Genomic DNA, 21576 nt, shown 5'->3' on the forward strand with positions numbered 1-21576 from the left:
TGCGCCCTTGTGGATTCCTTGCCTCCAACGTCTGGGGACGAGGAAGGACGATGAAGCTGAAGACGGGTACTTGGGTTGTGGTCGCAGATGGTGGGCGCGGCATCCTGCTCGTCAATATCGGCACCGCCGCGCGCCCGGAACTGAAAGCCCGGCAGGTGTGGGACCTCGAAAATCCGCGCACCAGCGAGCAGGGCCGCGACCGCCCGCCGCGCGCGGTCACCCCCTCCGGCTCGCGCCGCGCCGCGCACGAGCCCGCCGACATCCATGCCCAGAACGAAGACCGCTTCATCGATGGCATCGTCGCGGCATTGGAGGAGGACGCCGCCAAGGGCCTGTTCCGGCAGATTGCCATCTTTGCGCCGCCCGCTGCGCTGGGCCGGTTCCGCAAATCCGCGAGCGAGGATTTGGCGCGTCGTGTGATTGCATGGATCGATAAGGACCTGACGAAACTGCCAGTGCCGGAGATCACGAATGCGGTTGTGAAAGCTTTGGCAGACTGACCCCGCGTCCACCCCGGTTGGCAACGGGCATCCGGCATCGGATAGTCCGGCAAAAGACCGGAGGACAAGGCAATGTCAGGGTTCAGCACTATACTCTACGCCGTGCGCGACGGGCATGCCCGCATCACGCTGAACCGCCCGCAAAAGCTCAATGCGTTGTCCTACGTCATGCAGTCCGAACTGAGCGAGGCGCTATGGGAAGCGGATAACAATGCCGACGTGCGCAGCGTTATCCTCGAAGGGGCGGGCCGTGCCTTCTGTGCCGGCTACGACCTGTCCGGTGCGGACGGCGACGTGCCGGTCTCAGCGGTCGAAGACAAGGCTGGAAACACCTATCGCGGCCACCGTTCGATCGATGACGATGCCTGGCAACTGGAACGCCAGCAGCGCTGGCGCATGGCGATCTTTGACATGCACAAGCCGGTTATCTCGAAGGTGCACGGCTACTGCCTCGCGGGCGGCTGCGATCTCGCGCTGATGAGCGACATGGTGATCGCCGCCGAGACAGCCTCCTTCGGCTTTCCGCCCGCGCGCGACCTTGGCGCATTGCCGAACCAGTTCTGGGTCTACCATTGCGGGCCGCAATGGGCGAAGCGTCTGATGCTGACCGGCGATACGATCACGGGCCGTGAGGCGCAACAGATCGGCTTGGTGATGAAGGCCGTGCCGGAGGCAGATCTTGAGGCCGAAGTCACCGGCCTCGCCGCGCGCCTTGCACTGATCGATCCGGATCTTCTCTCCGCCAACAAGCGCATCATCAATCTCGCCATGGAACTGATGGGCGCGCGCACGCTGCAGCGTCTCGCGGTTGAGAATGATGTGCGCGGCCACAACACGCGCGCGGCCGGCGGTTTCCGCAAGTCGGTCCAGGAAAAGGGCCTCAAGGCGACCCTCCGCGCCCGCGACGCAGCCTTTGGTGATGGCCGGGCCAGGGTGAACGGCCCGGAAAAACGTGATGCGGACGGGCGTCTGATCGAAGACTAGCGCGTTGATTCCCTGTCGCGCCGCGTTAGGGTCTCCTAATACATTCCGGGGAAGGGCCCAGACCATGAAAAAACTCGCCGCCGCGCTTATCGGCGCCGCTTCGCTCTGCGCCGCCGCTGAGGCTCAGGACGCTGTCATCCAGGCCGGCCATGTGCTGGCTGTTCCGGGTGAGGGATACCTGCGGCAGCAGACCATTCTCGTGGAGGGCGGCCGTATCGTCTCGATCACACCAGGCTATTCGAAGCCGAAAAACTATCCGGTCATCAACCTGAAGAACGCCTATGTCCTGCCCGGCCTGATCGACAGCCATGTCCACATCACGCGCGAGCGCAGCCCCGACAGCCGCATCAAGACCTTCGAAGATTCCATCGTCGACACGGCGTTCGACGGCGCGGGCTTCGCGCTCACCACGCTGAAGTCCGGCTTTACCACGGTGCAGGATGTCGGCGGCGACAATGATGCAATCTTCGGTCTGCGTGATGCGATCAATCGCGGCGCAGTGCCGGGTCCCCGCATCCGCGCCTCCGGCAGCTCGGTCGCGGTGACTGGCGGGCATGGCGACTTCAACGGCTGGTCTGCCGACGTGATGGCAAAATTCACCGGTGCCAGCATCTGCAACGGCCCGGATGATTGCCGCCGCGCTGCGCGCCAGCAGATCAAGGAAGGCGCTGACCTGATCAAGATCACGGCCACCGGCGGCGTTCTGTCAAACACAGCGGCGGGCCTGGAGCTGCAATTCTCGGAAGCCGAACTCGAAGCCATCGTCGAGGCGGCCCACTCAATGGGCCGCAAGGTGACGGCGCATGCGCATGGCAAGAGCGGCGTTGATGCCGCGCTCCGTGCCGGTGTAGACTCGATTGAGCATGGCACCTATCTCGACGCGGAGTCGATTGCCTTGTTCAAGGACAGCGGCGCGACGCTGGTGCCAACCGTTCTCGCCGGGGCCACGGTGACCGGCTGGACCAATGAGGCCTGGCTGCCGGCGCCGTCGCGCGCCAAGGCTGCCATCGTCGGCCCGCTGATGCTCGACATGCTGCGCCGCGCGCATGAGGGCGGGGTAAAAATCGCCTTTGGCACCGATACCGGCGTCTCCCGCCACGGAGACAATGCGCAGGAGTTCGCCCTGATGGTCGAAGCCGGTTTCACACCGGAAGAGGCGGTCCGCTCCGCGACGGTTGTAGCGGCGGAACATATCCAGATGTCTGCCGATATCGGCACGCTGGCAGTGGGCAAGTTCGCTGACCTGATCGCCGTTACCAAGGACCCGCTCAAGGACATCCGGGAACTGGAAGGCGTCGACTTCGTCATGAAGGGCGGCGTGGTGTACAAGCCGCTGGATTAACCAGACGCCCGGTGCGCTGCGGAGTTTTTTTGACCCCGCAGCGCGGGCGGCTTAAGCCTTGCATGGGCTGGCGGTTAACGACCGGGCCGCTGGCCTGCCTGTAGCGAGACCAGACATGTTTACCCTCCGCTCCGCCGCCCTCAGCGTTTCTCTCGCCGCCCTGATCGGGCTCGGCGCCTGCGACGCGCCGCCGCCCGGCGTGAAGCCCGCGACGCAGGCTTCGGAAGACTGTGTTGTGCTGGCCGAAGGGCTTTACGAGTTCCAGGATGGCCAGTTCCTGGCCGTCACGGCCGAAAGCCTGCAGGTCACCTCCGGCACGGGCCCCGAGCGGGAAATCCAGTCCGGCTTTGCCGCGCTCGGGTTTCCCTGGATGGGCCTGAAACTGCGCGACCGCGTCGCGACCCTGACGGGCACGGCGCCGAGCGCCGAGGCGAAAGCCGCCGCCTTCGCTGCTGGTGAAGCGGCAATTGCCGGCCAGGCGCCCGGCGGCCGCAGTATCCTGGTGGTCGATGGTATCTCCGTGGAAGGCGGGGAACGCGGCGTGGGCGAAAGCCTGATCCAGCTCTCCGACAGCGGCATTACGGTCGACAGCTGCCAGCGCGCCTTTGCCGGCACGATGGAAGGCCGCAACATCCAGTTCGAATCCGGCAATGCCCGCATCTCGCCGGTCAGTGCCCGCCTGCTCGATGCCGTCACCGGCGTCGCCACGCTGTGCGGACGTTTTGTCATCGAGATCGGTGGCCATACGGACTCGCGCGGCGCGGATGATTTCAATCTCCGCCTCTCGCAGGAGCGTGCCGACGCTGTGCTCGCCTACCTCGCCAGCAAGGGCGTGCCGCAGGAAAACCTGCTCGCGATCGGCTATGGTGAAACCCGCCCGATCGATCCGGCGCTGACGCTCGAGGCTTACGAGAAGAACCGCCGCACCGAGTTCAAGGTCATCCAGCGCTGAGGCGCCTCTAGAGGCTGAGGATCAGTCCCTTCGACGGCGGCACTTTCGCCTCCAACGTATCAATCCACGCAGCCGAGATCGCCACTTGTCCGTGTGCGGATTGCGGCGTCAGGTATTTCGACGACGCCTTGTAGAAGCTCGCAAGCGAGGCGCCGAGGCGCACGTTCAGCACGTCCGGCCCCAAAGCCTTGGCGCGGTCGGCGGCATAGGTCGGCACGAAGAAGAATTCCGGCTGCGGATCGGGCAGGGCGATGGGCGCGCGGTTGCCTTCCCAGTCGGTGACGCCGATCACAAGGCTAAGCACGAGGCGGTCGTGCAGCGCGGTGTGAATGTCAGCGGTGAGAGACGGGCGGCCGAGGAAATCGACATAGGCCGTCAGTCCGCGCGCATGCAGATTGTCGGCTTCGGCATAGGTCTGCACGCGCGCATAGAGGCCGAGGCTTTCGAGATAGGCCTTGTTGCCGGGCGAGGTGAGGCCGACAGCATCGACCTGCCCGCGCTGTTTCAGGCAATGCGCGAGGGCGAGCGCGGTTTTGGATGAGGCGCTGGAGATCACCACCGTCTCGGGTACCTGACCGCCGGATTCCATCAGGCAGTCATCGATCATGAAGCCGGTCGTGAACAGTGGACGGAACAGCATCTGCTCGGCTTCGAGCTTGGCGTCATAGGACGGATCAGCCGCTGTGAAGATATAGGTGTTATAGATGGGCGCGAGGCCCTGGCGGTGTGCAGCGCCGTCCATGAAGCTTGCCTTGCCGGCGTTAATGGGCGTCACATCGAAATGATCCGAGATCGGAAGATATCCGTACACACGCGCGCCCACCGGCACGCCGTCTGCGCTCGACTCCGTCACCGTGGCAAAGCCCCAGACCGGCACGCGGCCATAAGCGGCATCCGCCGAGGGAAAGAAATTCCAGTAACCCATCGCCTCGCCGAAGGTGGCGTAGGTCACATTGTTCGCCGTCAGCGCGAAGGCGTCCACCTTCAGCCGCGCCGCACCGGGCGCCAGCGATGCAGGCTTCGTATCGACCCAGTGCGTGTCGCGAAGGTTGCCGCGTTTGATCAGGAAGTCTGCCATCGTCGCCGTCCCCTTGGCCTTTATGATTTCGGTTTGCCCATGAAGGCGCCGATTCGCGCCTGCATGTCAGGGCCGACGCCCTCATTGTTGAGAATTTCCCATTGCAGACCGCTGTCCATGTCGCGCGCATCGGTGGCTTCCAGCAGGCGCTTGTTCGCCGCGTGGCTGAAGGGCGAGTTGGCGAGGATCTGCGCGGCGAGCTGTTCGATCGCCTGCTCAAACTCCGCATCCGGAACAACCATTTCCGCGAGCCCCATACGCAGGGCGTCGGCAGCCTTCACCGTTTCGGCGGTGAACATCAGCCGCTTCGCACTGGCGATGCCCACGCGCCGCGGCAGGCGCTGGCTCATGCCCCAGATCGGGGTGAGCGCCCATTTCGCATGCGTGTCGGCAAATTTCGCGCTCTCGGCGGCAAGGATGAAATCCGCCGCCAGCGCCACTTCCAGTGCACCGGTATAGCAATGCCCGTGCACCGCCGCGATCACCGGCTTCGGCAACCGTTCCAGCAAGCGCAGCGTTTCCGAATGCCAGCCGCGCGAAGGCACTTTCTCGCCCTTGGAAATGTCGGCGAGGTCGTGCCCGGCGGAGAAGCACTTGCCCGCTCCGCGCAGCACGACGCAGCCGATGGACTCGTCCTTGTACAGATCGAGCACATGCCGGCGCAGCTCCTCGAACATCTCCACCGTCAGCGCGTTCAGCTTGTCCGGCCGGTTGAGCGTCAGGATGGCGAGGCCATTCTGGTCGTCGCGCGTAACGCTCATGTGCCGAGGTCCACCATCAGGGATGAGATGGCGTGCACGAAGTTGTTCGGTGCAATCGTCTGTTCGCCCGTCCAGCGCACTTTTGGGAAACGCGCAAGGATGCGGCGATAGGCGGCCTCCAGCTGCATGTTGGCCACCCGCTGACCGAGGCAGACATGCGGGCCCTGGCCGAAGGAGAGGTGTTCCTTGGCATTGCTGCGGCGGATGTCGAACTTGTTCGGCTCCGGAAACTTCGCCGGGTCGCGGTTCGCCGCCGGATAGTACATGACGACCTTCTCGCCTTCGGCGATCTGCTGGCCGCCGAGCTCGGTGTCATGCGTCGCGGTGCGGCGCATATAGGTCACCGGCGTCACCATGCGGATCGCTTCGTGCACGAAGTTCGGAAAGAGGTCCGGCTCCGCTTTCAGGTCGTCGCGGATGGTCATATTCTCCGTGATCAGCCGCATCGTGCCCGATAGCGAATTGCGCGTCGTGTCATTGCCGGCAAACACGATCAGCAGCCATGAGCCATCCAGGAATTCCGGCGAGAGCGGTTTGCCGTCGATCTTCACGTTGGCAATGGCGGAGAGAAGATCCGGCTGCGGATTTTTCCGGCGTTCCTCGAGCAGGGAGCGTCCGAACTCGAACATCGACTGGATTTCGCTCATGAAGGTCATGATCTGCTCGGGCGTCACATTGCCGAGGCCTTCCTGCTGGGCCTGGTATTGTGAGGTTTCGAGGAAGTGCATCCAGTGCACCAGCTTCGGCCGGTCAGCGGCCGGCACGCCGAGAATTTCGCACAGCGTGAACAGCGGCAGCTCGGCAGAGAACATCTCCACCATATCCACCACCGGCCCCTGCGCCTGCATCGCGTCGAGCAGGCGGTCGACTTCCACCTCGACCTTCTTCTTCAGCTCCGCCACGAAATCGGCGCGGAAATAGGCCATATGCTCCATGCGCAGCGGCGTGTGATACGGCCGGTCAAGATTGATCAGGGAGTTCAGCGAGGAGGAATGCAGCAGCGGATGGCGTGGTACGCCCTCCATGCCATAATTCATCAGAATGCCGCCTTTCTGCGAGGAAAAGGCTTCCGGGATCAGTTCCACCTTCTTGACGAGATCATAGCTTGTCACGGCCCAGAAGCCCGCGCCCATGATTTCCGGATGCCACATCACCGGCGCCTTCTCGCGCATCTCGGCGAAAGCGTCGTGCGTATATCCGCCGCGTTTCGAAAACACTTCCGGATCGGTCAGGTCCACGGGCGGTGCCAGCGCATAGGCCTTGGCATATTTCGGCTCGGTCGGCGCGCGCTCGACCTGATAGGTCTCGGTGACGTTCTGGAAGCTCATGGCGTTTCCCCCTAGAACTTATACCGTACCGGGATCGATTTCGGCCCGCCGACAAAGTTCGCGCGAATGAAGCTCGGCTCGCCTGCGAGTTCGATGGTCTTCACGCGGCTGAACAATTCCTCATAGATCGCCTGCATTTCCAGGCGCGCGAGGTGCATGCCGAGGCACATATGCCCGCCATAGCCGAAGGAAATGATCCGGTTCGGGCTACGGTCAACCTTGAACTTGAACGGCTCGTCGAAGACCTCTTCGTCGCGGTTGCCAGACGGGTAGCACAGCAACAGGCTCTCGCCTTTCAGGATTTTCTTGCCTCGCAGCTCATAGTCATCCTGCGCTGTGCGCATGAAATGCTTCACCGGCGTCGTCCAGCGGATCGCTTCCTCGACCGCGGAGCGCGACATGGTTTTCGGATCGTCGAGCATTTTTTTCAGCTGCGACGGATCCTGCAGCATGGCGAGTACGCCGCCGCCGGTGGAGGCGCTTGTCGTGTCGTGGCCGGCAGCGGCGACGATGATGTAATAGCTCATCGCCTCCAGCTGGCCGATCGGTTCGCCGTCCACCATGCCGTTGGCGATCACGGTGGAGACATCATCCTTCGGATTGGCGCGCCGGTCGGCGGTGATCGAGGTGAAGTACATGAAGAATTCTGCCAGCGTCGCCTGGATCGAGGCGAGGCCCTTTTCCACATCGCGTTCCTCGGCGAGCGACTTGTCGCGCATCAGGTCCTGGTCCTGCGCGCCGAAAATCTCCTGCGTCAGTTTCAGCATCATCGGCTCGTCCGATTCCGGAACACCGAGAATCTGCATGATCACGCGCAGCGGATAGTAGAGCGCCACATCACGCTGGAAGTCGCATTCGCCGCCAAGGTCTTCCATCCGGTCGACATATTGCTTCGCGATGGATTTGATCGCGTCTTCGCGCTTCTTCACGTTCTGCGGCATGAACCATTCCTGGGTCAGGTGGCGCAGCTTGTAGTGCAGCGGATCATCCAGCTGCACGAGCGTCTTCAGCAGGTGCGGCTGGCCGAACTTGGCATAGACGCCTTTCTCGGCCTCGGCATAGGAGAGCATCTCCCGCTCGCCGTTCGTGAACAGCTGGTTCTGACGCGAGATGTCCATGATGTCGGCATGCTTGGTCACCGCCCAGAAGGGCCGGAAGGCTTCCGGTTCGCACCAGGCGAGCGGGTCTTCGGCGCGCAGGCGCGCGAAGGTCGCGTCCAGCAGTTTTGGTTCGGAATAGACCGTCGGATCAACGATCAGGTTGCAGGTCTCGGACGCCGTCCGGCTCATCTGCCGGGAAGGGTCCTTCTTGGTTTGCGGCGGGGTGGCCAGGGCAGCGGTGTCTGCCATGTGAGTGTCCTCCGGAGATCAGGTGCGGCGCGGAATTTTCCGTCTGTTCCTGACTGTATCCGGGCCCCTGCCGCTGCCAAGTCGTGACTTAGGGGCAGGCGCGCGCGGCTTCGGCGGGGCGCCGGCCGTTTCGCCGAGTTCGGCGAGTGCGGCTTCGAGCAGGTCGGCGGGCACTTCCTCCACCTGACCCGGTTTCAGGTCGGCCAGGATGAAGGGGCCATAGCTGACACGGATGAGCCGGTTCACCGTCAGGCCGAGCGATTCCAGCGCGCGGCGCACTTCGCGTTTCTTGCCTTCGGTCAGGGTCACGGTCAGCCAGGAGTTCGCGCCCATCTCGCGGTCGAACACCGCCTTGATAGGCTGGTAGACGACGCCGTCGACCGTGATGCCCTTGGCAAGCTCGTCGATCTTCAGCTGCGTGACTGTGCCCTTGGCGCGCACGCGGTAGGTGCGTTCGAGGCCTGACTTCGGCAGCTCGAGGAACCGAGCCAGCTCGCCATCATTGGTCAGCAGCAAGAGGCCCTCGGTTGTCAGGTCGAGGCGTCCGACAGTGACGACGCGGGGCAGGGTCTTCTTGGGCAACTCGTCAAAGATGGTGCGCCGGCCAGCGGGGTCGTTAGTCGTGGTGATCAGCCCGGCGGGCTTGTGATAGCGCCACAGGCGGCGCGCATCGGGGGCCATCACGGTCTTACGGCCGACCTTGATATGCTCCTTGCCGGTCACCTTGAAGGCGGGCGAGGTCAGCTTCTGGCCGTTGACGGTCACTTCGCCCGCCTCGATCAGCCGCTCGATCTCGCGGCGTGAGGCGATGCCGGCCCGGGCGAGATACTTGGCGATCCGTTCACCGCCCTCCTGCCATTCGGCATCAGACGCGGGTTTCTTGCCTGGGGCAGGGCGCGGCTTTCCGGAAGGCTTCCGGCGCGGGCGGCCCGTCTCGCGACGCTCCGTCATGGTCTTGTCTTTCGCTGTGGTTCAGGCCGTGAACTGCAGGATAGGGGCCGCTATGGCAAGCCCGAGCGCGATTTCCGTGCCCATCCAGATCGGGATGATCTTCGCGTCCCCGCCCTTGGCCCGGTCCAGCACCATTGAGACCACCCGGCCCATCGCCGCGCCCAGCCAGCCGGCAGCGATCGGCAGCACCGCCATCAGGGCCATCGGCGGAGGTGCGTGCAGCACGATCACGAAGGCAGCCAGGTGCACCATCAGGAACAGGCCGCCATAGGTCGCCCGGAATTCGGAATAACCGCCCGGCTTTTCGGGGTCTGGCTTCAGCCGCACGATGCCGGCGGCCCAGTCGGGCGAGAACAGCGCGCCCAGACCCAGGGCGGCCCCGAAACCGAGGCCGATCAGGGCCAGAATGTCTCCGTAATGCATGGTTTTAAATGCCTTTCTTCACCGGGAAGAGGTTGGGGCGCAGAGGTCCCGTGTTAAGGGTATTGCCGCTAGGGAAAGGCATCGTCAGTGCCGGAAAGCCCCGGTTTTACGGGCGATTTCAGCCTGCGCAGCTTTGATGGATTTCTACCAATTCCTAACATCGCTTCGCGAAAAATTAACCATTTCCCGGCTTTGCTGGAGGCTGAGTTATGCGGCTCCAGGGAGAATCACCCTTCAGGCCGCCCAGCGTTGCGAGGAAGCCGCCCTATGCGCATGAAGATGTTCGCTGCAGAGTCCATGGAAGCTGCCAAGGCGATGATCTTCGCTGAGATGGGCTCTGATGCCGTGATTCTTTCGGAGCGCGAAGTGGAAGGCGGGGTCGAGGTGCGTGCCGCGACCGACCGTATGGGCGCCGCGGCCCTGAACAATGAGCCTGTGTTCCTGCGCGATGCCCGCGCCGGCGGCCATGGCCGGGGTGTCGACAATCCGATGTTTGCCCGCGTGCGGGACGCCCTTCTCTGGCACGGCGCGCCGCAGCGCTTTGCCGAGCGGGTCGCCCATGAAGGCGCCGGCCGCCTGCCGGGCCAGTTCGCAGCGCCCGAAGACGCGATGGCCGAAGGCCTGACGCGCATGATCACCTGCGACCCGGTCCCGGCCCGTCTCGACCGCGATATCCTTCTCGTCGGTCCGCCCGGCCATGGCCGCACTGCAACGGCAGCGAAGCTCACCCGCCGCGCCTCGGTCGCGCGCGCCGAGATCATTCCGCTGGCCGCCGACCTCGACGGCTCGGGCGCCGGCGCCCAGCTGTCGGCCTATCTCGAACTGGAGCGCGAGCGCATCCGTGTCGCCGACACACCGGACGAGTTGTTCGGCATCCTGCGTGTCCTGCGCAGCGAGAACCGCCGCTGCGTGATCGACCTGCCGGCGATCAATCCCTTCGAAGGCGATGACCTTGACAGCCTCGCTGATCTCGTTGCGGCCATCCGCGCCGAGCCGGTTCTCGTGCTCTCTGCAGAGGGCCATCCCGAAGATCTCGCCGAAGCGGCCCGCGCGTTCCAGCGCGCGGGTGTGCGCCGCGCGATCCTGACCAAACTCGATGTGGTCCGCCGCCGGGGCGGCGCCATATCGGCCCTGACATCCGCAGGCATTGCCTTCTCGCACCTCGCCATCACACCGTTCATCGGTGGGGGGCTGGTGCCGGCAGCGCCTTCGCGCATTGCGGCGCTCCTGATGGAAGAAGCCCGCGGCGATGTCATCGCCCTCAGAGGAGCTGCCTGATCCATGAACTTCACCATGCGCAGATCGCAGGACCGGCCCCAGGCTCGCCCCATGCCGCGGGTCACGCCCGCCTCCGTCATCGCCGTCGGCAGCGGCAAGGGCGGTGTTGGCAAGACCTTCATCTCCATCACCCTGGCCTCGGCGCTGGCCAAACTCGGCCGCCGGGTCCTGCTGGTGGACGGCGACCTTGGCCTCGCCAATGTCGACGTCCAGCTCGGCATCGCGCCGGAGACAGACCTTGCCGCCGTCGTGGCGGGTTGGGTCGAGATCGAGGATGCCGTGACGCCGGTCGATGGCGGCACGGGCAGTGGCGGCTTCGATGTGCTGCCAGGCCGTTCCGGCTCGGGCGCGCTTGCCGAACTGCCGCCGGAAGAAGTCGCGCGCCTCGCCGCCGGCCTCTCTGCGCTGGCGCTCCAGTATGATCATGTGATCATCGACCTTGGCGCCGGCATCGAAGCCAACTGCATGCGTCTCGCGCGCTCCGCCGACAAGACGCTGATGGTGATCACGGACGATCCCGCCTCGATGACCGACGGCTATGCCTTCATCAAGGTGCTGCGCGGCTATGCGCCGAATGTCGAACCGATCGTTGCCATCAACCGCGCCGAAACGCGCGCCGCCGGCCAGCGCACCTACGAAGCCATCGCGCGCGCCTGCAACACATTCCTCGGCTTCCGCCCGCGCCATGCCGGCACGGTGATGGAAGAGCCGAAGGTCCGCGATGCGCTGCGCTGTCAGCGTACCCTGATTTCCACAGATCCGTTGGCTCAGCCGGTTCAGGATGTGATGGCAATCGCCCAGATGCTCGTCGGCGAGGGGCAACCCGCGTCGATTGGCAATTAATCCGTGTTGAGAAGAGTTGAAGATTTAGTCCGTATCCGAACTCCACATTAACTTGTTAACAAGAATGCGGCGTTAGGATTCACATTGGTTAACAATCAGGCTACACCAGCCTCAAGATGATTCGGGAGACGAGCGATGCGCGTCCTTTTGATTGAAGATGACCGGGCCCTTGCACGCTCGATTGAGCTGATGCTGAAGGCTGCGGGCTTCAACGTTTACATGACCGATCTCGGCGAGGACGGTGTCGACCTCGGCAAGGTCTACGAGTACGACATGATCCTCCTGGATCTGTCGCTGCCGGATATCTCCGGCTTCGAGGTTCTCAAGCAGCTCCGCATGAGCCGCGTGAACACGCCGGTGATGATCCTCTCGGGCAACCCGGACATCGAAGCGAAGGTGAAGACGCTCGGCTACGGCGCCGACGACTACCTCACCAAGCCGTTCAACAAGGACGAGCTGATCGCCCGCATCACCGCCATCGTGCGCCGTTCCAAAGGCCATGCCGAGAGCGTGATCCGCACCGGCGAGATCGTCGTGAACCTCGACGCCAAGACGGTTGAAGTGGAAGGCGAACGCGTCCACCTGACCGGCAAGGAATATGCGATGTTCGAGCTGCTTTCGCTGCGCAAGGGCACGACGCTGACCAAGGAAATGTTCCTCAACCACCTTTATGGCGGGATGGACGAGCCGGAACTGAAGATCATCGACGTCTTCATCTGCAAGCTGCGCAAGAAGCTGCAGCAGGCCACCAATGGCAACCATTACATCGAAACCGTCTGGGGCCGCGGCTATGTGCTCCGGGACCCGCGCCCGGGTCAGAAGACGGCTGATATCGAAGAAGCCGCCTGACTGGAAACGGATTAAACACATCAGGACGCCCCGGCCCGCGCCGGGGCGTTTTTGATTCAGGTTTGCGTCAGGCGGCGGCGATCTGCGAGAGCTGGTCGCGCAGCTTCTGCGGACTGCCGGGAACGATGGCATCCACCTCCTCATGCATCGCGCGCCAGACGGGCACGGCGCGCTTCAGCAGGGCATGGCCGGCCGGCGTGAGATGCAGGCGGCGCGAGCGCTTGTCGTCCGGGTCCGGACGGATTTCGACAAGCCCGTCGCGCTCCAGCGGTTTCAGGTTTGCCGTCAGCGTTGTGCGGTCCATTGCCAGGAAGCTGGCCGTCTCGCCGAGGCGCGGCGGGGCCGGGCGGTTCAGCGACATCAGCAGCGAGTATTGCCCGTGGCTGATGCCGAAGGGCGCGAAAGCCGCATCGAAGCGCCGGGCGAGAGCGCGCGCCGCGCGGTGCACGCTGAGGCAGAGGCAGCGCTGGTAGACTTCATGCGTGATGGAAACCGGAAGATCGCTTTTCATGACGAGAATGTAGGTTGACATCAACATATCCGTCAACGAGAACAGGCGGGCAACAAACACAAGGGAAGGGCGATCGAGGCCTGCGTCGCAGGTGTGCGCCCGCTTTTTCCGCTGGAGACAAGAGATGAGAGAAGTGACGGCCTATACTTGGGTGCCGGATTTTGCGCAGGGCTTCGTGAAGGACCTGCGCGTGCGCTGGGCGCTGGAGGAGGCAGGGCTGGCCTATGCCGAACGCCTGATCGACCACGAGCAGAAGCTGCAGCCCGAACACCTGAAGCGCCAGCCTTTCGCGCAGGTGCCGGTCTACCGCGACGATCAGGTGGAGCTGTTCGAGTCCGGCGCGATCGTGATGCAGATCGCCGAAGGTTCCGAAGCATTGATGCCGAAGGATTCTGCCGGGCGCGCCCGTACGATGAGCTGGGCCTTTGCGGCGTTGAACTCTGTGGAGCCGTTCGTGGCGAATGTGCGCATTACGCAGCTGTTCCATGCCGATGCACCTTGGGCAGACGGGTATATGGAAAATGCCGCCCGGATGGCCGCCGGCCGGCTGGCCCGCGTGGCAGACTGGCTGAAGGGCCGGGACTATCTCGAAGGGCGCTTCACCGCCGGGGACCTGCTGATGGCGACGGTCCTGCGCGAGATGGAAGGGCATGCGCTGCTCGCCGCGCATCCGGTGCTGGAAGCCTATGTGAAACGCTGCACGGGCCGCCCGGCCTTCGGCCGCGCGCTGGAGGCGCAGCTGAAAGTGTTTGCGGCCCATCCGCCGCAGCTGGTCAGCGCCTGAGAGGAGGGTGATATGTCAGGATTGCAGAAAAAGGTGCGCACCTGTTTCTGGTTCAACACGGGCGGGTATGAGGCAGCGAAATTCTATGTCGGGCTTGTGCCGGATAGCCGGATCGACGCGGTGTTCGAGCATGGCAATGCGGCAGACCCGATGGTGGTCGAGTTCACCCTCGCCGGCGCGCCGATGATGGTGCTGACGGGCGGGCCCGGAGCGCCCGCGCATGCCCCATCCGCTTCGATCAGCATACTGACGAAGACGCAGGCTGAGACCGATCGCCTCTGGGCCGCGCTGCTCGAAGGCGGCGGCGAGGAAAGCATGTGCGGCTGGTTGAAGGACAAGTATGGTATCTCCTGGCAGGTCGTGCCTGAACTGATGCCAGGCTTCCTCGGCCACCCCGACCGTGAGAAGGCGGGCCGGGCAATGGCCGCGATGATGACAATGAAAAAACTGGATATCGGCGCCATCGAGGCCGCGTTCAACGGGGAGACCGTGTGATGGCCGCAGAGAAGGCCAAGGGTCCTGCATCCTATTTTCCCTCCATCGAGAAGACTTACGGAAAGCCAGTCAGCCACTGGCTGAAGCTGATCGAAGGCATGGGCGAAATCAGACACATGGAGATCGTCAGTTCACTGAAGACGGAACACGGGCTTGGCCACGGCCATGCCAATGCGCTGGTGGCATATCACCGCGCCCAATCGGGAAAGGCATGAGGAAACAGATATGACAGACAAGAGAAAACCGGTCGCGGAAATCGCTGCCGAAATGGGCATGGGGCTGCTGTCGCCGCACCTGACCTGCCGCAATTGCGCAGGCGCCATCGCGTTCTACAAGGAAGCCTTCGGCGCCGAGGAAATGATGCGCCTGCCAGGGCCGGACGGGCGCCTGTTGCATGCCGCAATCCGGGTGAACGGGTCGATGGTAATGCTGACGGATGAATATCCCGAAATGGGCGGGCACTCGCCGCTCGCCCTCGGCGGCTCGCCGGTGACGCTGCATCTGATGGTGGATGATGTCGATGCGGTCGCCGCGCGCGCAGTGGCGGCGGGCGCAGAGATCACCATGCCGGTCGCCGACCAGTTCTGGGGCGACCGCTACGGCGTGGTGAAGGACCCCTACGGACACATGTGGTCGATCGCGACGCCGATCTGGCCACCGAAATCGCCGGAAGAAATGGAAGCAGGCCTCAAGGCTTCAATGGAACGCATGTCAGGGAGCTGATGATATGACGTATGTGGATGGATTTGTGCTGGCCGTGCCGGACGCCAACAAGGAAGCGTATCGCAAGCTCGCGACAGATGCTTCGGTTGTCTTCAAACGGCATGGCGCCATAGGCTTTGTCGAGAACTGGGGCGTGGACGTGCCGCCGGGCAAGGTCAACTGCCTGAACTCTGCCGTGATGCGCAAGCCCGACGAGACGGTGATGTTCTCCTGGATCGTCTGGCCGGACAGGGCCGCGCGCGATGCCGGCAACACCGCCGTGATGGTCGACCCGGATCTCGGCGGGCCCGGCATGGAAATGCCGTTTGATGGCATGCGGATGATCTATGGCGGCTTCGAGCACCTGCTGGGCGACGCGCTCGCCGCGCCGGGCATTGTCGATGGCACGGTGATGCCTGTTCCGGTAGCCAGCAAGGCAGCTTACACGGCGCAGGCAGCGAAAATGGCGGACCTGTTCTGCGAACACGGCGCCCTCTCTGTCGTTGATGCCTGGAGCGACGATGTGCCGGAGGGCAAGGTGAACTCCTTTCACACGGCCGTGCTGCGAAAGCCGGACGAGGCCATCGTGTTTTCTTGGATCAACTGGAAGGACGCGGCCGCGCAGGAGAAGGGCTGGGCCGCGATCATGGCTGACCCCCGGATGGAGGCGTTCAGCCCCAAAACCGTCGGAGCCGACATGGGCCGGATGATCTTCGGGTCATTCACCCCGCTGGTCGTGGCCTGAAGGCAACACTTTCTGGCCTGATCAATAAAATGCCAGCTTGCTTATGAGAATTAGTTGCAACTAGGGCCGGGCTTGTCTAGGGAGCGAATGAGAAACATTCGCAACATAGGACTGCCCCCTTCATGCTCTCCCGGAAACTGTCTTCCAACGCCCCCAAGGCGGTGGCCCCCCGTCTTTCGGCCCGTCTCCTGGGCTGCGCGGCAACGCTCAGCCTGTGCGCCGGCATCGCGCTGCCCGCGGTTGCGGAAGATGCCCCGGATGAGGTCAAGCGCCAGGAAACGATCTACGTTTACGGCACCCGCGCCAGCTATAGCGAGGACACGTCCCGCGGGGCGACCAAGACCGATACGGCGATCGTGGACATTCCGCAGGCGATGACCGTTGTGACCGGCGACCTGATCCGGGACCATGCCATTTCCGGCGTCAGTGACGCCCTCCGCTTCGTGCCCGGCGTGACTGTCGCGCAGGGCGAAGGCCACCGCGATGCGCCGGTGCTGCGCGGCAACACCACGACGGCGGATTTCTTCGTCGATGGCGTGCGCGATGACCTGCAATACTACCGCGATGTCTACAACACCGACCGTGTTGAAGTGCTCAAGGGCCCCTCGGGCCTCGTCTTCGGGCGCGGCACCGGCGGCGGTGTAATCAACCGCGTGACCAAGGATGCTGACGGCGAACGCGTCCGCGCCATCACGTTGACGGCGGGCTCGTATGGCCATGCCCGCGCTGCGCTGGATATCGGGGATGCGCTCTCGGACAATCTGGGGGGGCGGATCAATCTCGTCTACGAAGATTCCGAGAGCTATCGCGAGACCATGGAAAGCGAGCGCTACGGCATCGCGCCGACCTTGTCGGTCACGGCGGGCGACGCCACCCGGTTCAAGTTTGCGGCAGAGCATTTCCGCGATGAACGGGTTACCGATCGCGGTGTCCCGTCGCTGGCGGGGCGGCCCTATGATGTGTCGGTGAAATCCTATTACGGCAATGCTGCAGGCAGCCCCAGCGAGGTTGAGGTCAATACGCTGACCGCCATGGTCGAGCACGATTTTTCGGACGCACTGACGCTGCGCTCGACGCTGCTCTATGGCGACTATGAAAAATTCTATCAGAACATCTTCGCCGCCAGCGCCGTGAACGCCGCTGCAGGTACGGTGCAGCTGGCGGCCTACAACTCCTTTACCAGCCGCGAAAACCTGATCAGCCAGACCGATCTGATCTGGAAAGGATCGTGGGGCGGCATGGAGCATACCCTGCTCGCGGGGATCGAGGCCGGTATGCAGACGAGCGACAACCTGCGTATCGAGGGGCAGTTCCCGGCTGCGGCAGGGCTGGAGCGGCTGACCGTTTCGCTGGCGGACCGCGGACAGAATGCCGTGGCAACCTATGGCCGCGTGTCTCGGGACAATGTCAATGATCTGAGCCTTTTTGCGGCCTATGTGCAGGACCAGGTGAAGCTCACCGATCAGCTGCAGGTGATTTCCGGCCTGCGCTTTGACCGGTTTGATTTCGACTTCGACAACCGGATCGGCGCCGATGCGTCGCGCACGGACGAGTTTGTCTCGCCGCGCCTGGGCGTGGTTTATGCACCGGTGCAGGATGTCTCGCTGTATGCGAGCTGGGCGAAATCCTACTTGCCGCAATCAGGTGAGCAGTTTTCGAACCTGACGCCGGCCCTCGCGGATTTCGAGCCTGAAGAGTTCGAGAACCTCGAAGCCGGCCTGAAGTGGCAACCTTCGGACGAGCTGTTGTTCACCGCTGCGCTGTTCCGTCTGGACCGGACGAACACGCTGGCGCCGGGGCCGGTGGCAGGCGTTTCGGTGCTGACCGGCGCCCAGCGCACGGAAGGCCTCGAGCTTTCGCTGCAGGGCGAAGTTATTGATGGCTGGGATATCGCCGCCGCCTATGCCTGGCAGACGGCCGAGATTACCGAGACCACGAGTTCTGCGCCTGCAGGCCGCAAGGCACCGCTGGTGCCGGAACATAGCGCCAGCGTGTGGAACAAGGTGCTTGTCACGGATCGCATCGATCTTGGTGCCGGCGTGGTCTGGCAGGACGACCGGTATGCGAGCATCTCGAACGCCGTTGTCCTTCCGTCCTTCACGCGGATTGATGCCGCCGCCTATTATCAGCTCTCGGACGACCTGACCCTGCAGCTGAACCTCGAGAACCTGACCGGCGAGACCTATGCAGTGAGTTCGCACAATGACAACAACATCATGCTGGGCGCGCCGCTATCGGCGAAGCTGACGCTGATCGCCCGCTTCTGACCAGACGGGTAAACCCGGAATAGCGGTCCTGGCGAAAGCCGGGGCCGTTTTCGGTTCAGGCCGGTTTGCGGTGGGTGCTGTTGTCGCGGGCGGCGCCGTATTCGGGGACGAGAACGCCGAGCAGGCGCAGGGCCTCTGACGTGTCGTGGCGCCGGGCGGCTTCGATCAGGGCACTGACTTTCTTGTCGAGCAGTTCGCCGGCCGGGGCTTCGCTGATGACGCGGTTGATGCCGGTGATCGCGGTCGGCGCGATCGTCTCATGCCAGTAGGTCAGCGACTCGTGCATCTTCTCGCCGGGGCGCATGCCGGTGATGCGGATTTCGATATCGGCGCCCGGCACCTTGCCCTTCAGTCGGATCATCGTTTCGGCCAGCTGCAGGATCGCCACCGGCTCGCCCATGTCGAGGACGAAGAGTTCCGGCTCCTGCTTCTCGCCCTGCAGGGCCGCGGCCTGGAGGACGAGGGAAGTGGCTTCCTCGATGGTCATGAAGAAACGGGTGGCATCCGGATCGGTGATCGTGACCGGGCCGCCGGCGGCGATCTGGCGTTCGAACAGCGGGACGACGGAGCCTGACGAGCCGAGCACATTGCCGAAGCGGACCATGGCGCCGGCGATGCCGGCCTCGGTGACGATGCGGCCTATGGCAAGCTCGGCGAGGCGTTTGGTGGCGCCCATTACATTGTCCGGCGAGACGGCCTTGTCGGTGGAGATGAAGACGAAGCGGCGGGCGCCGGCGATGGCGGCGGCCCGTGCGGCGGCGACGGCGCCAGCGACATTGGTGAGCACCGCCTCGCAGACATTGGTTTCCATCAGCGGCACATGTTTCAGGGCGGCGGCGTGGATGACGATGTCGGGGCGGGCTTCGTTGAAGATGGCGGTGAGGCGCGCAATGTCGCGCACATCGCCGAGCTGGCAGGTGAGGGCGAGGCCGGGATGCTTTTCCTTCAGCTCGAGATCGATCTGGTAGAGATTGAACTCCGAGGAATCGACAATCGTCAGCGTAGCCGGCGACTGGCGTGCGACCTGGCGGGTCAGCTCCGAACCGATCGATCCGCCGCCGCCGGTGATGAGCACGCGCGCGCCGGAGAGGAGCTGGTTGACGGGGGTGAGATCGAGCTCGCGCTCCGGGCGGGCGAGCAGGTCTGCCGGGCGCACGGGCTCCAGCGTCTGGGCGGTTTCGTCATGGCCGAGCGCCATGATGTGGGCGCCGTGGACGGAGGCGATTTCGAGCACTTCGTTCATCGCGCGGCGCTCGCGGGCCGGGCCGGTGACGGCGACCCAGGGCGCACTGCCATAGCGCAGGGCGAGCACATCGATGACTTCGCCGAGTTCCTTGAGGCTGCCCATGATCGGCACGCCGCGGACAGCGCGGCCATGTTCCTTTTCATTCACCTCGATCAGGCCAAGCACGCGCAGGTGGGAGCCGGCCGGGGCGTTCTCGAGGCGGCGCAGCACCTCGGTCCAGCTGTCCGGATCACCGACGAGCAGGACCGGCTGGCTCTGCGAGGGGAGTTTCTGGAAGATCTGCAGCGGCGCCTGCGTGGTGCGGTAGCGCGCGACCATGCGGCCGGCGAAGAGGAAGGCGGTCCAGAAGGCGGTAGAAATCAGCAGCACGGCGAGCGGATCGATGAGGCGGCCGTTCAGTACCATCATGACCGGCAGGTAGAGCAGCACGGCCAGCGCAATGCCCTGGATCAGTCGGACGGCATCGGGCGCGCCCATGTGGCGCCAGACCTGGCGATGCACACCGCCCGCGACGAGGCCCGCCGTGGCGGCGAGCATGAAGGCGCTGATGGCGAGCAGCCAAGCGTTGATCGCGATGGAGGTGACATCCGGGTCCGACACCAGCATCACGAGGTGTGCCAGCGACATCGCGAGACCGGCCATCGCGACATCGAAGGACAGGGTCAGGGCCATCGCGCGCCGGGCGGCGTCTCTCGGTGTCACGGCCTCTACTCCTTAGTCTCGCGTGGGGGCGAATCTGCCGCTTTCTGCCACTCTTGCGGCATGGCGGAAACCCCGTTCGCATTGCGAGTTTGTAATCCTTGGCGCGCACAGTGAACAGCGGGTTTCACCCCGTCTGCGGAAATGATCACGCACCTGTGTTGCAGAGGCCACGATTGGGGCGGGGAGGGGATTGGTGGGCCCGGCAGGACTTGAACCTGCGACCAAACCGTTATGAGCGGTCCGCTCTAACCAACTGAGCTACAGGCCCCCTTGTGTGCAGGTCGTTTAGGCGCCGCAGGGCCGCCTTGCAACGGCCTTGTTCGGCTCTGATGACAGGCGTAGCCTTGAAGGCCCAAACAGGAGTTCCAAATGTTTCGCCCCGCTCTCTCCCTCGCTGCCCTGGTTCTGGCCGCCGTTCCGGTCGCCTGTGCCCAGATGCCGTTTGCCTCAACCGCCGCTGCGGCGCCCATGCTCGCGAGCCCTGCTGCCATGACTGCACATCCCAACTCCATCCAGCCGGAAACGACGCTAAACATCAACGCCGAAGCGAAGATCAGCGTGGCGCCGGATATTGCCTACATCACGGCCGGCGTCACCGAAGAGCGCGCGACGGCCGCCGAAGCGATGGCCGCGCAGGCGGCGGCGATGAACGGTGTGTTCGCCGCGCTGGAAAAGGCGGGTGTCGCGAAGAAGGACATCCAGACCTCCGGCCTCAGCCTCTATCCGCGCTATGACTATATCGAGACCAAGCAGAAGGATGGCAGCTCGCGCGGCGAACAGCGGCTGGCCGGCTATGTGGCGAGCAACAATGTCACCGCGCGCGTGCGCAATCTCGACACGTTGGGCGCGACCATCGACAGCCTGGTGAAATCCGGCGGCAACACCTTCTCGGGCGTCACCTTCGCGCTCGACAATGACAAGGACCTGAAGAACCAGGCGCGCGAGCAGGCGATGAAGGACGCGGTCGCGAAGGCGGAACTGTATGCCCGCGCCTCCGGCCTGCGCGTTGCGCGGATCGTGACCATTTCGGAAGGCTATGAGTATTCGCCGCAGCCGGTGATGATGGCGCGCGCCGAAATGGCCATGGACATGGGCGGCGCCCCGACGCCGGTCGCCGGCGGAGAAGTCGGCGTGACGGCGAGTGTCAGCGTGATGTTCGAACTGGTGAAATAGCGCGCGCCGCTCTGTTTTCGGATTGAAGAAACCCCTCTCCGGACGGAGAGGGGTTTTTTGTTTCCGGGAGCGTGGCAACCCTCACCTCCCATTGCGGAGCAATGGGAGGTGAGGGGTTCTGTGCATCGCCCAGCACCAGCGCCCGGAGAGGCGAAGGCCTTCCGGGTTTGCGAGGCTGGTTTTGATCCCTTGTCAGGAGGTGTCGGTGAGCTGTTGCCAGACCGGGGTCGTGATGTTGGTCAGGGCACGGAAGGTGTCGCGGTAGGTGGGCGTGCGCATGCCTTTCAGGCCTTCGGGCATGGCCGGGCTGATC

General features: G+C 64.0%; 22 protein-coding genes and 1 tRNA gene. 14 read left to right on the top strand and 9 right to left on the bottom strand.

All coding sequences use genetic code 11. From position 1 onward, the window contains the following. The first annotated feature begins 50 nt into the window (after window positions 1–50). The 4 genes from ACK4TE_RS11280 to ACK4TE_RS11295 all read left to right on the top strand — a co-directional run bounded on the left by ACK4TE_RS11280 (window position 51) and on the right by ACK4TE_RS11295 (window position 3778). Complete coding sequence (locus ACK4TE_RS11280; protein ID WP_409911616.1) at window positions 51–500, top strand: host attachment protein; 450 nt, start codon at window positions 51–53, stop codon at window positions 498–500. A 72-nt stretch (window positions 501–572) separates the two neighbouring features. Then, window positions 573–1484, top strand: coding sequence for a crotonase/enoyl-CoA hydratase family protein (locus ACK4TE_RS11285; protein WP_409911617.1), 912 nt, complete (start codon window positions 573–575; stop codon window positions 1482–1484). 64 nt (window positions 1485–1548) lie between these two features. After that, entirely contained in the window at window positions 1549–2826 is a 1278-nt protein-coding gene (locus ACK4TE_RS11290) for an amidohydrolase family protein (RefSeq protein WP_409911618.1), read from the top strand. A 115-nt stretch (window positions 2827–2941) separates the two neighbouring features. Continuing rightward, window positions 2942–3778, top strand: a complete 837-nt coding sequence (locus tag ACK4TE_RS11295; RefSeq protein WP_409911619.1) for an OmpA family protein — start codon at window positions 2942–2944, stop codon at window positions 3776–3778. A 7-nt stretch (window positions 3779–3785) separates the two neighbouring features. On the opposite strand, the gene ACK4TE_RS11300 is transcribed toward ACK4TE_RS11295, so the two are convergent. Genes ACK4TE_RS11300 through ACK4TE_RS11325 form a run of 6 tightly spaced genes read right to left on the bottom strand, consistent with a single transcriptional unit; the run spans window position 3786 to window position 9668 of the window. Next, window positions 3786–4856, bottom strand: coding sequence for a DUF2855 family protein (locus ACK4TE_RS11300; protein WP_409911620.1), 1071 nt, complete (start codon window positions 4854–4856; stop codon window positions 3786–3788). 20 nt (window positions 4857–4876) lie between these two features. Beyond that, window positions 4877–5617, bottom strand: a complete 741-nt coding sequence (locus ACK4TE_RS11305) for an enoyl-CoA hydratase/isomerase family protein (protein WP_409911621.1) — start codon at window positions 5615–5617, stop codon at window positions 4877–4879. After that, window positions 5614–6945 carry a cytochrome P450 gene (locus ACK4TE_RS11310; protein ID WP_409911622.1) on the bottom strand — a complete coding sequence of 444 codons (1332 nt, stop codon included), beginning with the start codon at window positions 6943–6945 and terminating at the stop codon, window positions 5614–5616. Before ACK4TE_RS11310 ends, ACK4TE_RS11305 begins: the two co-directional genes overlap by 4 nt. Window positions 6946–6956: 11 nt before the next feature. Then, complete coding sequence (locus ACK4TE_RS11315; RefSeq protein WP_409911623.1) at window positions 6957–8294, bottom strand: cytochrome P450; 1338 nt, start codon at window positions 8292–8294, stop codon at window positions 6957–6959. A gap of 18 nt (window positions 8295–8312) precedes the next feature. Further along, window positions 8313–9245: a pseudouridine synthase gene (locus tag ACK4TE_RS11320; RefSeq protein ID WP_409911624.1), complete on the bottom strand. Its 933-nt coding sequence runs from the start codon at window positions 9243–9245 to the stop codon at window positions 8313–8315. Window positions 9246–9266: 21 nt separating this feature from the next. Continuing rightward, entirely contained in the window at window positions 9267–9668 is a 402-nt protein-coding gene (locus ACK4TE_RS11325; RefSeq protein WP_409911625.1) for a DUF4345 family protein, read from the bottom strand. Window positions 9669–9935: 267 nt separating this feature from the next. Between ACK4TE_RS11325 and ACK4TE_RS11330 the strand changes: the two genes are divergently transcribed. The 3 genes from ACK4TE_RS11330 (at window position 9936) to ctrA (ending at window position 12638) form a co-directional block, all read left to right on the top strand. After that, complete coding sequence (locus ACK4TE_RS11330; protein ID WP_409911626.1) at window positions 9936–10946, top strand: flagellar biosynthesis protein FlhF-like protein; 1011 nt, start codon at window positions 9936–9938, stop codon at window positions 10944–10946. A 3-nt stretch (window positions 10947–10949) separates the two neighbouring features. Then, on the top strand, window positions 10950–11789 hold the full coding sequence (locus ACK4TE_RS11335) for an AAA family ATPase (RefSeq protein ID WP_409911627.1): 840 nt from the start codon (window positions 10950–10952) through the stop codon (window positions 11787–11789). Window positions 11790–11924: 135 nt separating this feature from the next. Continuing rightward, window positions 11925–12638, top strand: coding sequence for a response regulator transcription factor CtrA (gene ctrA, locus ACK4TE_RS11340; RefSeq protein WP_409911628.1), 714 nt, complete (start codon window positions 11925–11927; stop codon window positions 12636–12638). A 67-nt stretch (window positions 12639–12705) separates the two neighbouring features. On the opposite strand, the gene ACK4TE_RS11345 is transcribed toward ctrA, so the two are convergent. Continuing rightward, on the bottom strand, window positions 12706–13170 hold the full coding sequence (locus ACK4TE_RS11345) for a MarR family winged helix-turn-helix transcriptional regulator (protein WP_409911629.1): 465 nt from the start codon (window positions 13168–13170) through the stop codon (window positions 12706–12708). Window positions 13171–13273: 103 nt separating this feature from the next. Between ACK4TE_RS11345 and ACK4TE_RS11350 the strand changes: the two genes are divergently transcribed. The 6 genes from ACK4TE_RS11350 (at window position 13274) to ACK4TE_RS11375 (ending at window position 18142) form a co-directional block, all read left to right on the top strand. After that, a complete protein-coding gene (locus ACK4TE_RS11350) occupies window positions 13274–13933 on the top strand; it encodes a glutathione S-transferase family protein (RefSeq protein ID WP_409911630.1) in 660 nt (219 codons plus the stop codon). A gap of 12 nt (window positions 13934–13945) precedes the next feature. Further along, a complete protein-coding gene (locus ACK4TE_RS11355) occupies window positions 13946–14428 on the top strand; it encodes a VOC family protein (protein ID WP_409911631.1) in 483 nt (160 codons plus the stop codon). Then, the gene (locus ACK4TE_RS11360) at window positions 14428–14643 is read left to right on the top strand and encodes a DUF4287 domain-containing protein (RefSeq protein ID WP_409911632.1); all 216 of its coding nucleotides are present in this window, start codon (window positions 14428–14430) and stop codon (window positions 14641–14643) included. The genes ACK4TE_RS11355 and ACK4TE_RS11360 overlap by 1 nt, the downstream gene beginning before the upstream one ends. 10 nt (window positions 14644–14653) lie before the next feature. Beyond that, window positions 14654–15151, top strand: coding sequence for a VOC family protein (locus ACK4TE_RS11365; protein WP_409911633.1), 498 nt, complete (start codon window positions 14654–14656; stop codon window positions 15149–15151). Between the two features lie 4 nt (window positions 15152–15155). After that, window positions 15156–15875 carry a DUF1428 domain-containing protein gene (locus ACK4TE_RS11370; protein WP_409911634.1) on the top strand — a complete coding sequence of 240 codons (720 nt, stop codon included), beginning with the start codon at window positions 15156–15158 and terminating at the stop codon, window positions 15873–15875. A 122-nt stretch (window positions 15876–15997) separates the two neighbouring features. Next, window positions 15998–18142 (top strand): TonB-dependent receptor, encoded by a 2145-nt coding sequence (locus ACK4TE_RS11375; RefSeq protein ID WP_409911635.1) that lies wholly within the window; start codon window positions 15998–16000, stop codon window positions 18140–18142. A 55-nt stretch (window positions 18143–18197) separates the two neighbouring features. Here the strand turns inward: ACK4TE_RS11375 and ACK4TE_RS11380 are convergent, their stop codons facing one another. Continuing rightward, window positions 18198–20090 carry a polysaccharide biosynthesis protein gene (locus ACK4TE_RS11380; protein WP_409911636.1) on the bottom strand — a complete coding sequence of 631 codons (1893 nt, stop codon included), beginning with the start codon at window positions 20088–20090 and terminating at the stop codon, window positions 18198–18200. A 191-nt stretch (window positions 20091–20281) separates the two neighbouring features. Then, a tRNA-Ile gene (locus tag ACK4TE_RS11385) sits at window positions 20282–20358 on the bottom strand. A gap of 101 nt (window positions 20359–20459) precedes the next feature. Here ACK4TE_RS11385 and ACK4TE_RS11390 point away from each other — a divergent pair. Continuing rightward, window positions 20460–21263: an SIMPL domain-containing protein gene (locus ACK4TE_RS11390; RefSeq protein ID WP_409911637.1), complete on the top strand. Its 804-nt coding sequence runs from the start codon at window positions 20460–20462 to the stop codon at window positions 21261–21263. Window positions 21264–21576 lie beyond the last annotated feature (313 nt).

The organism is Hyphomonas sp. (assembly GCF_046313975.1).
Lineage (GTDB): Bacteria > Pseudomonadota > Alphaproteobacteria > Caulobacterales > Hyphomonadaceae > Hyphomonas.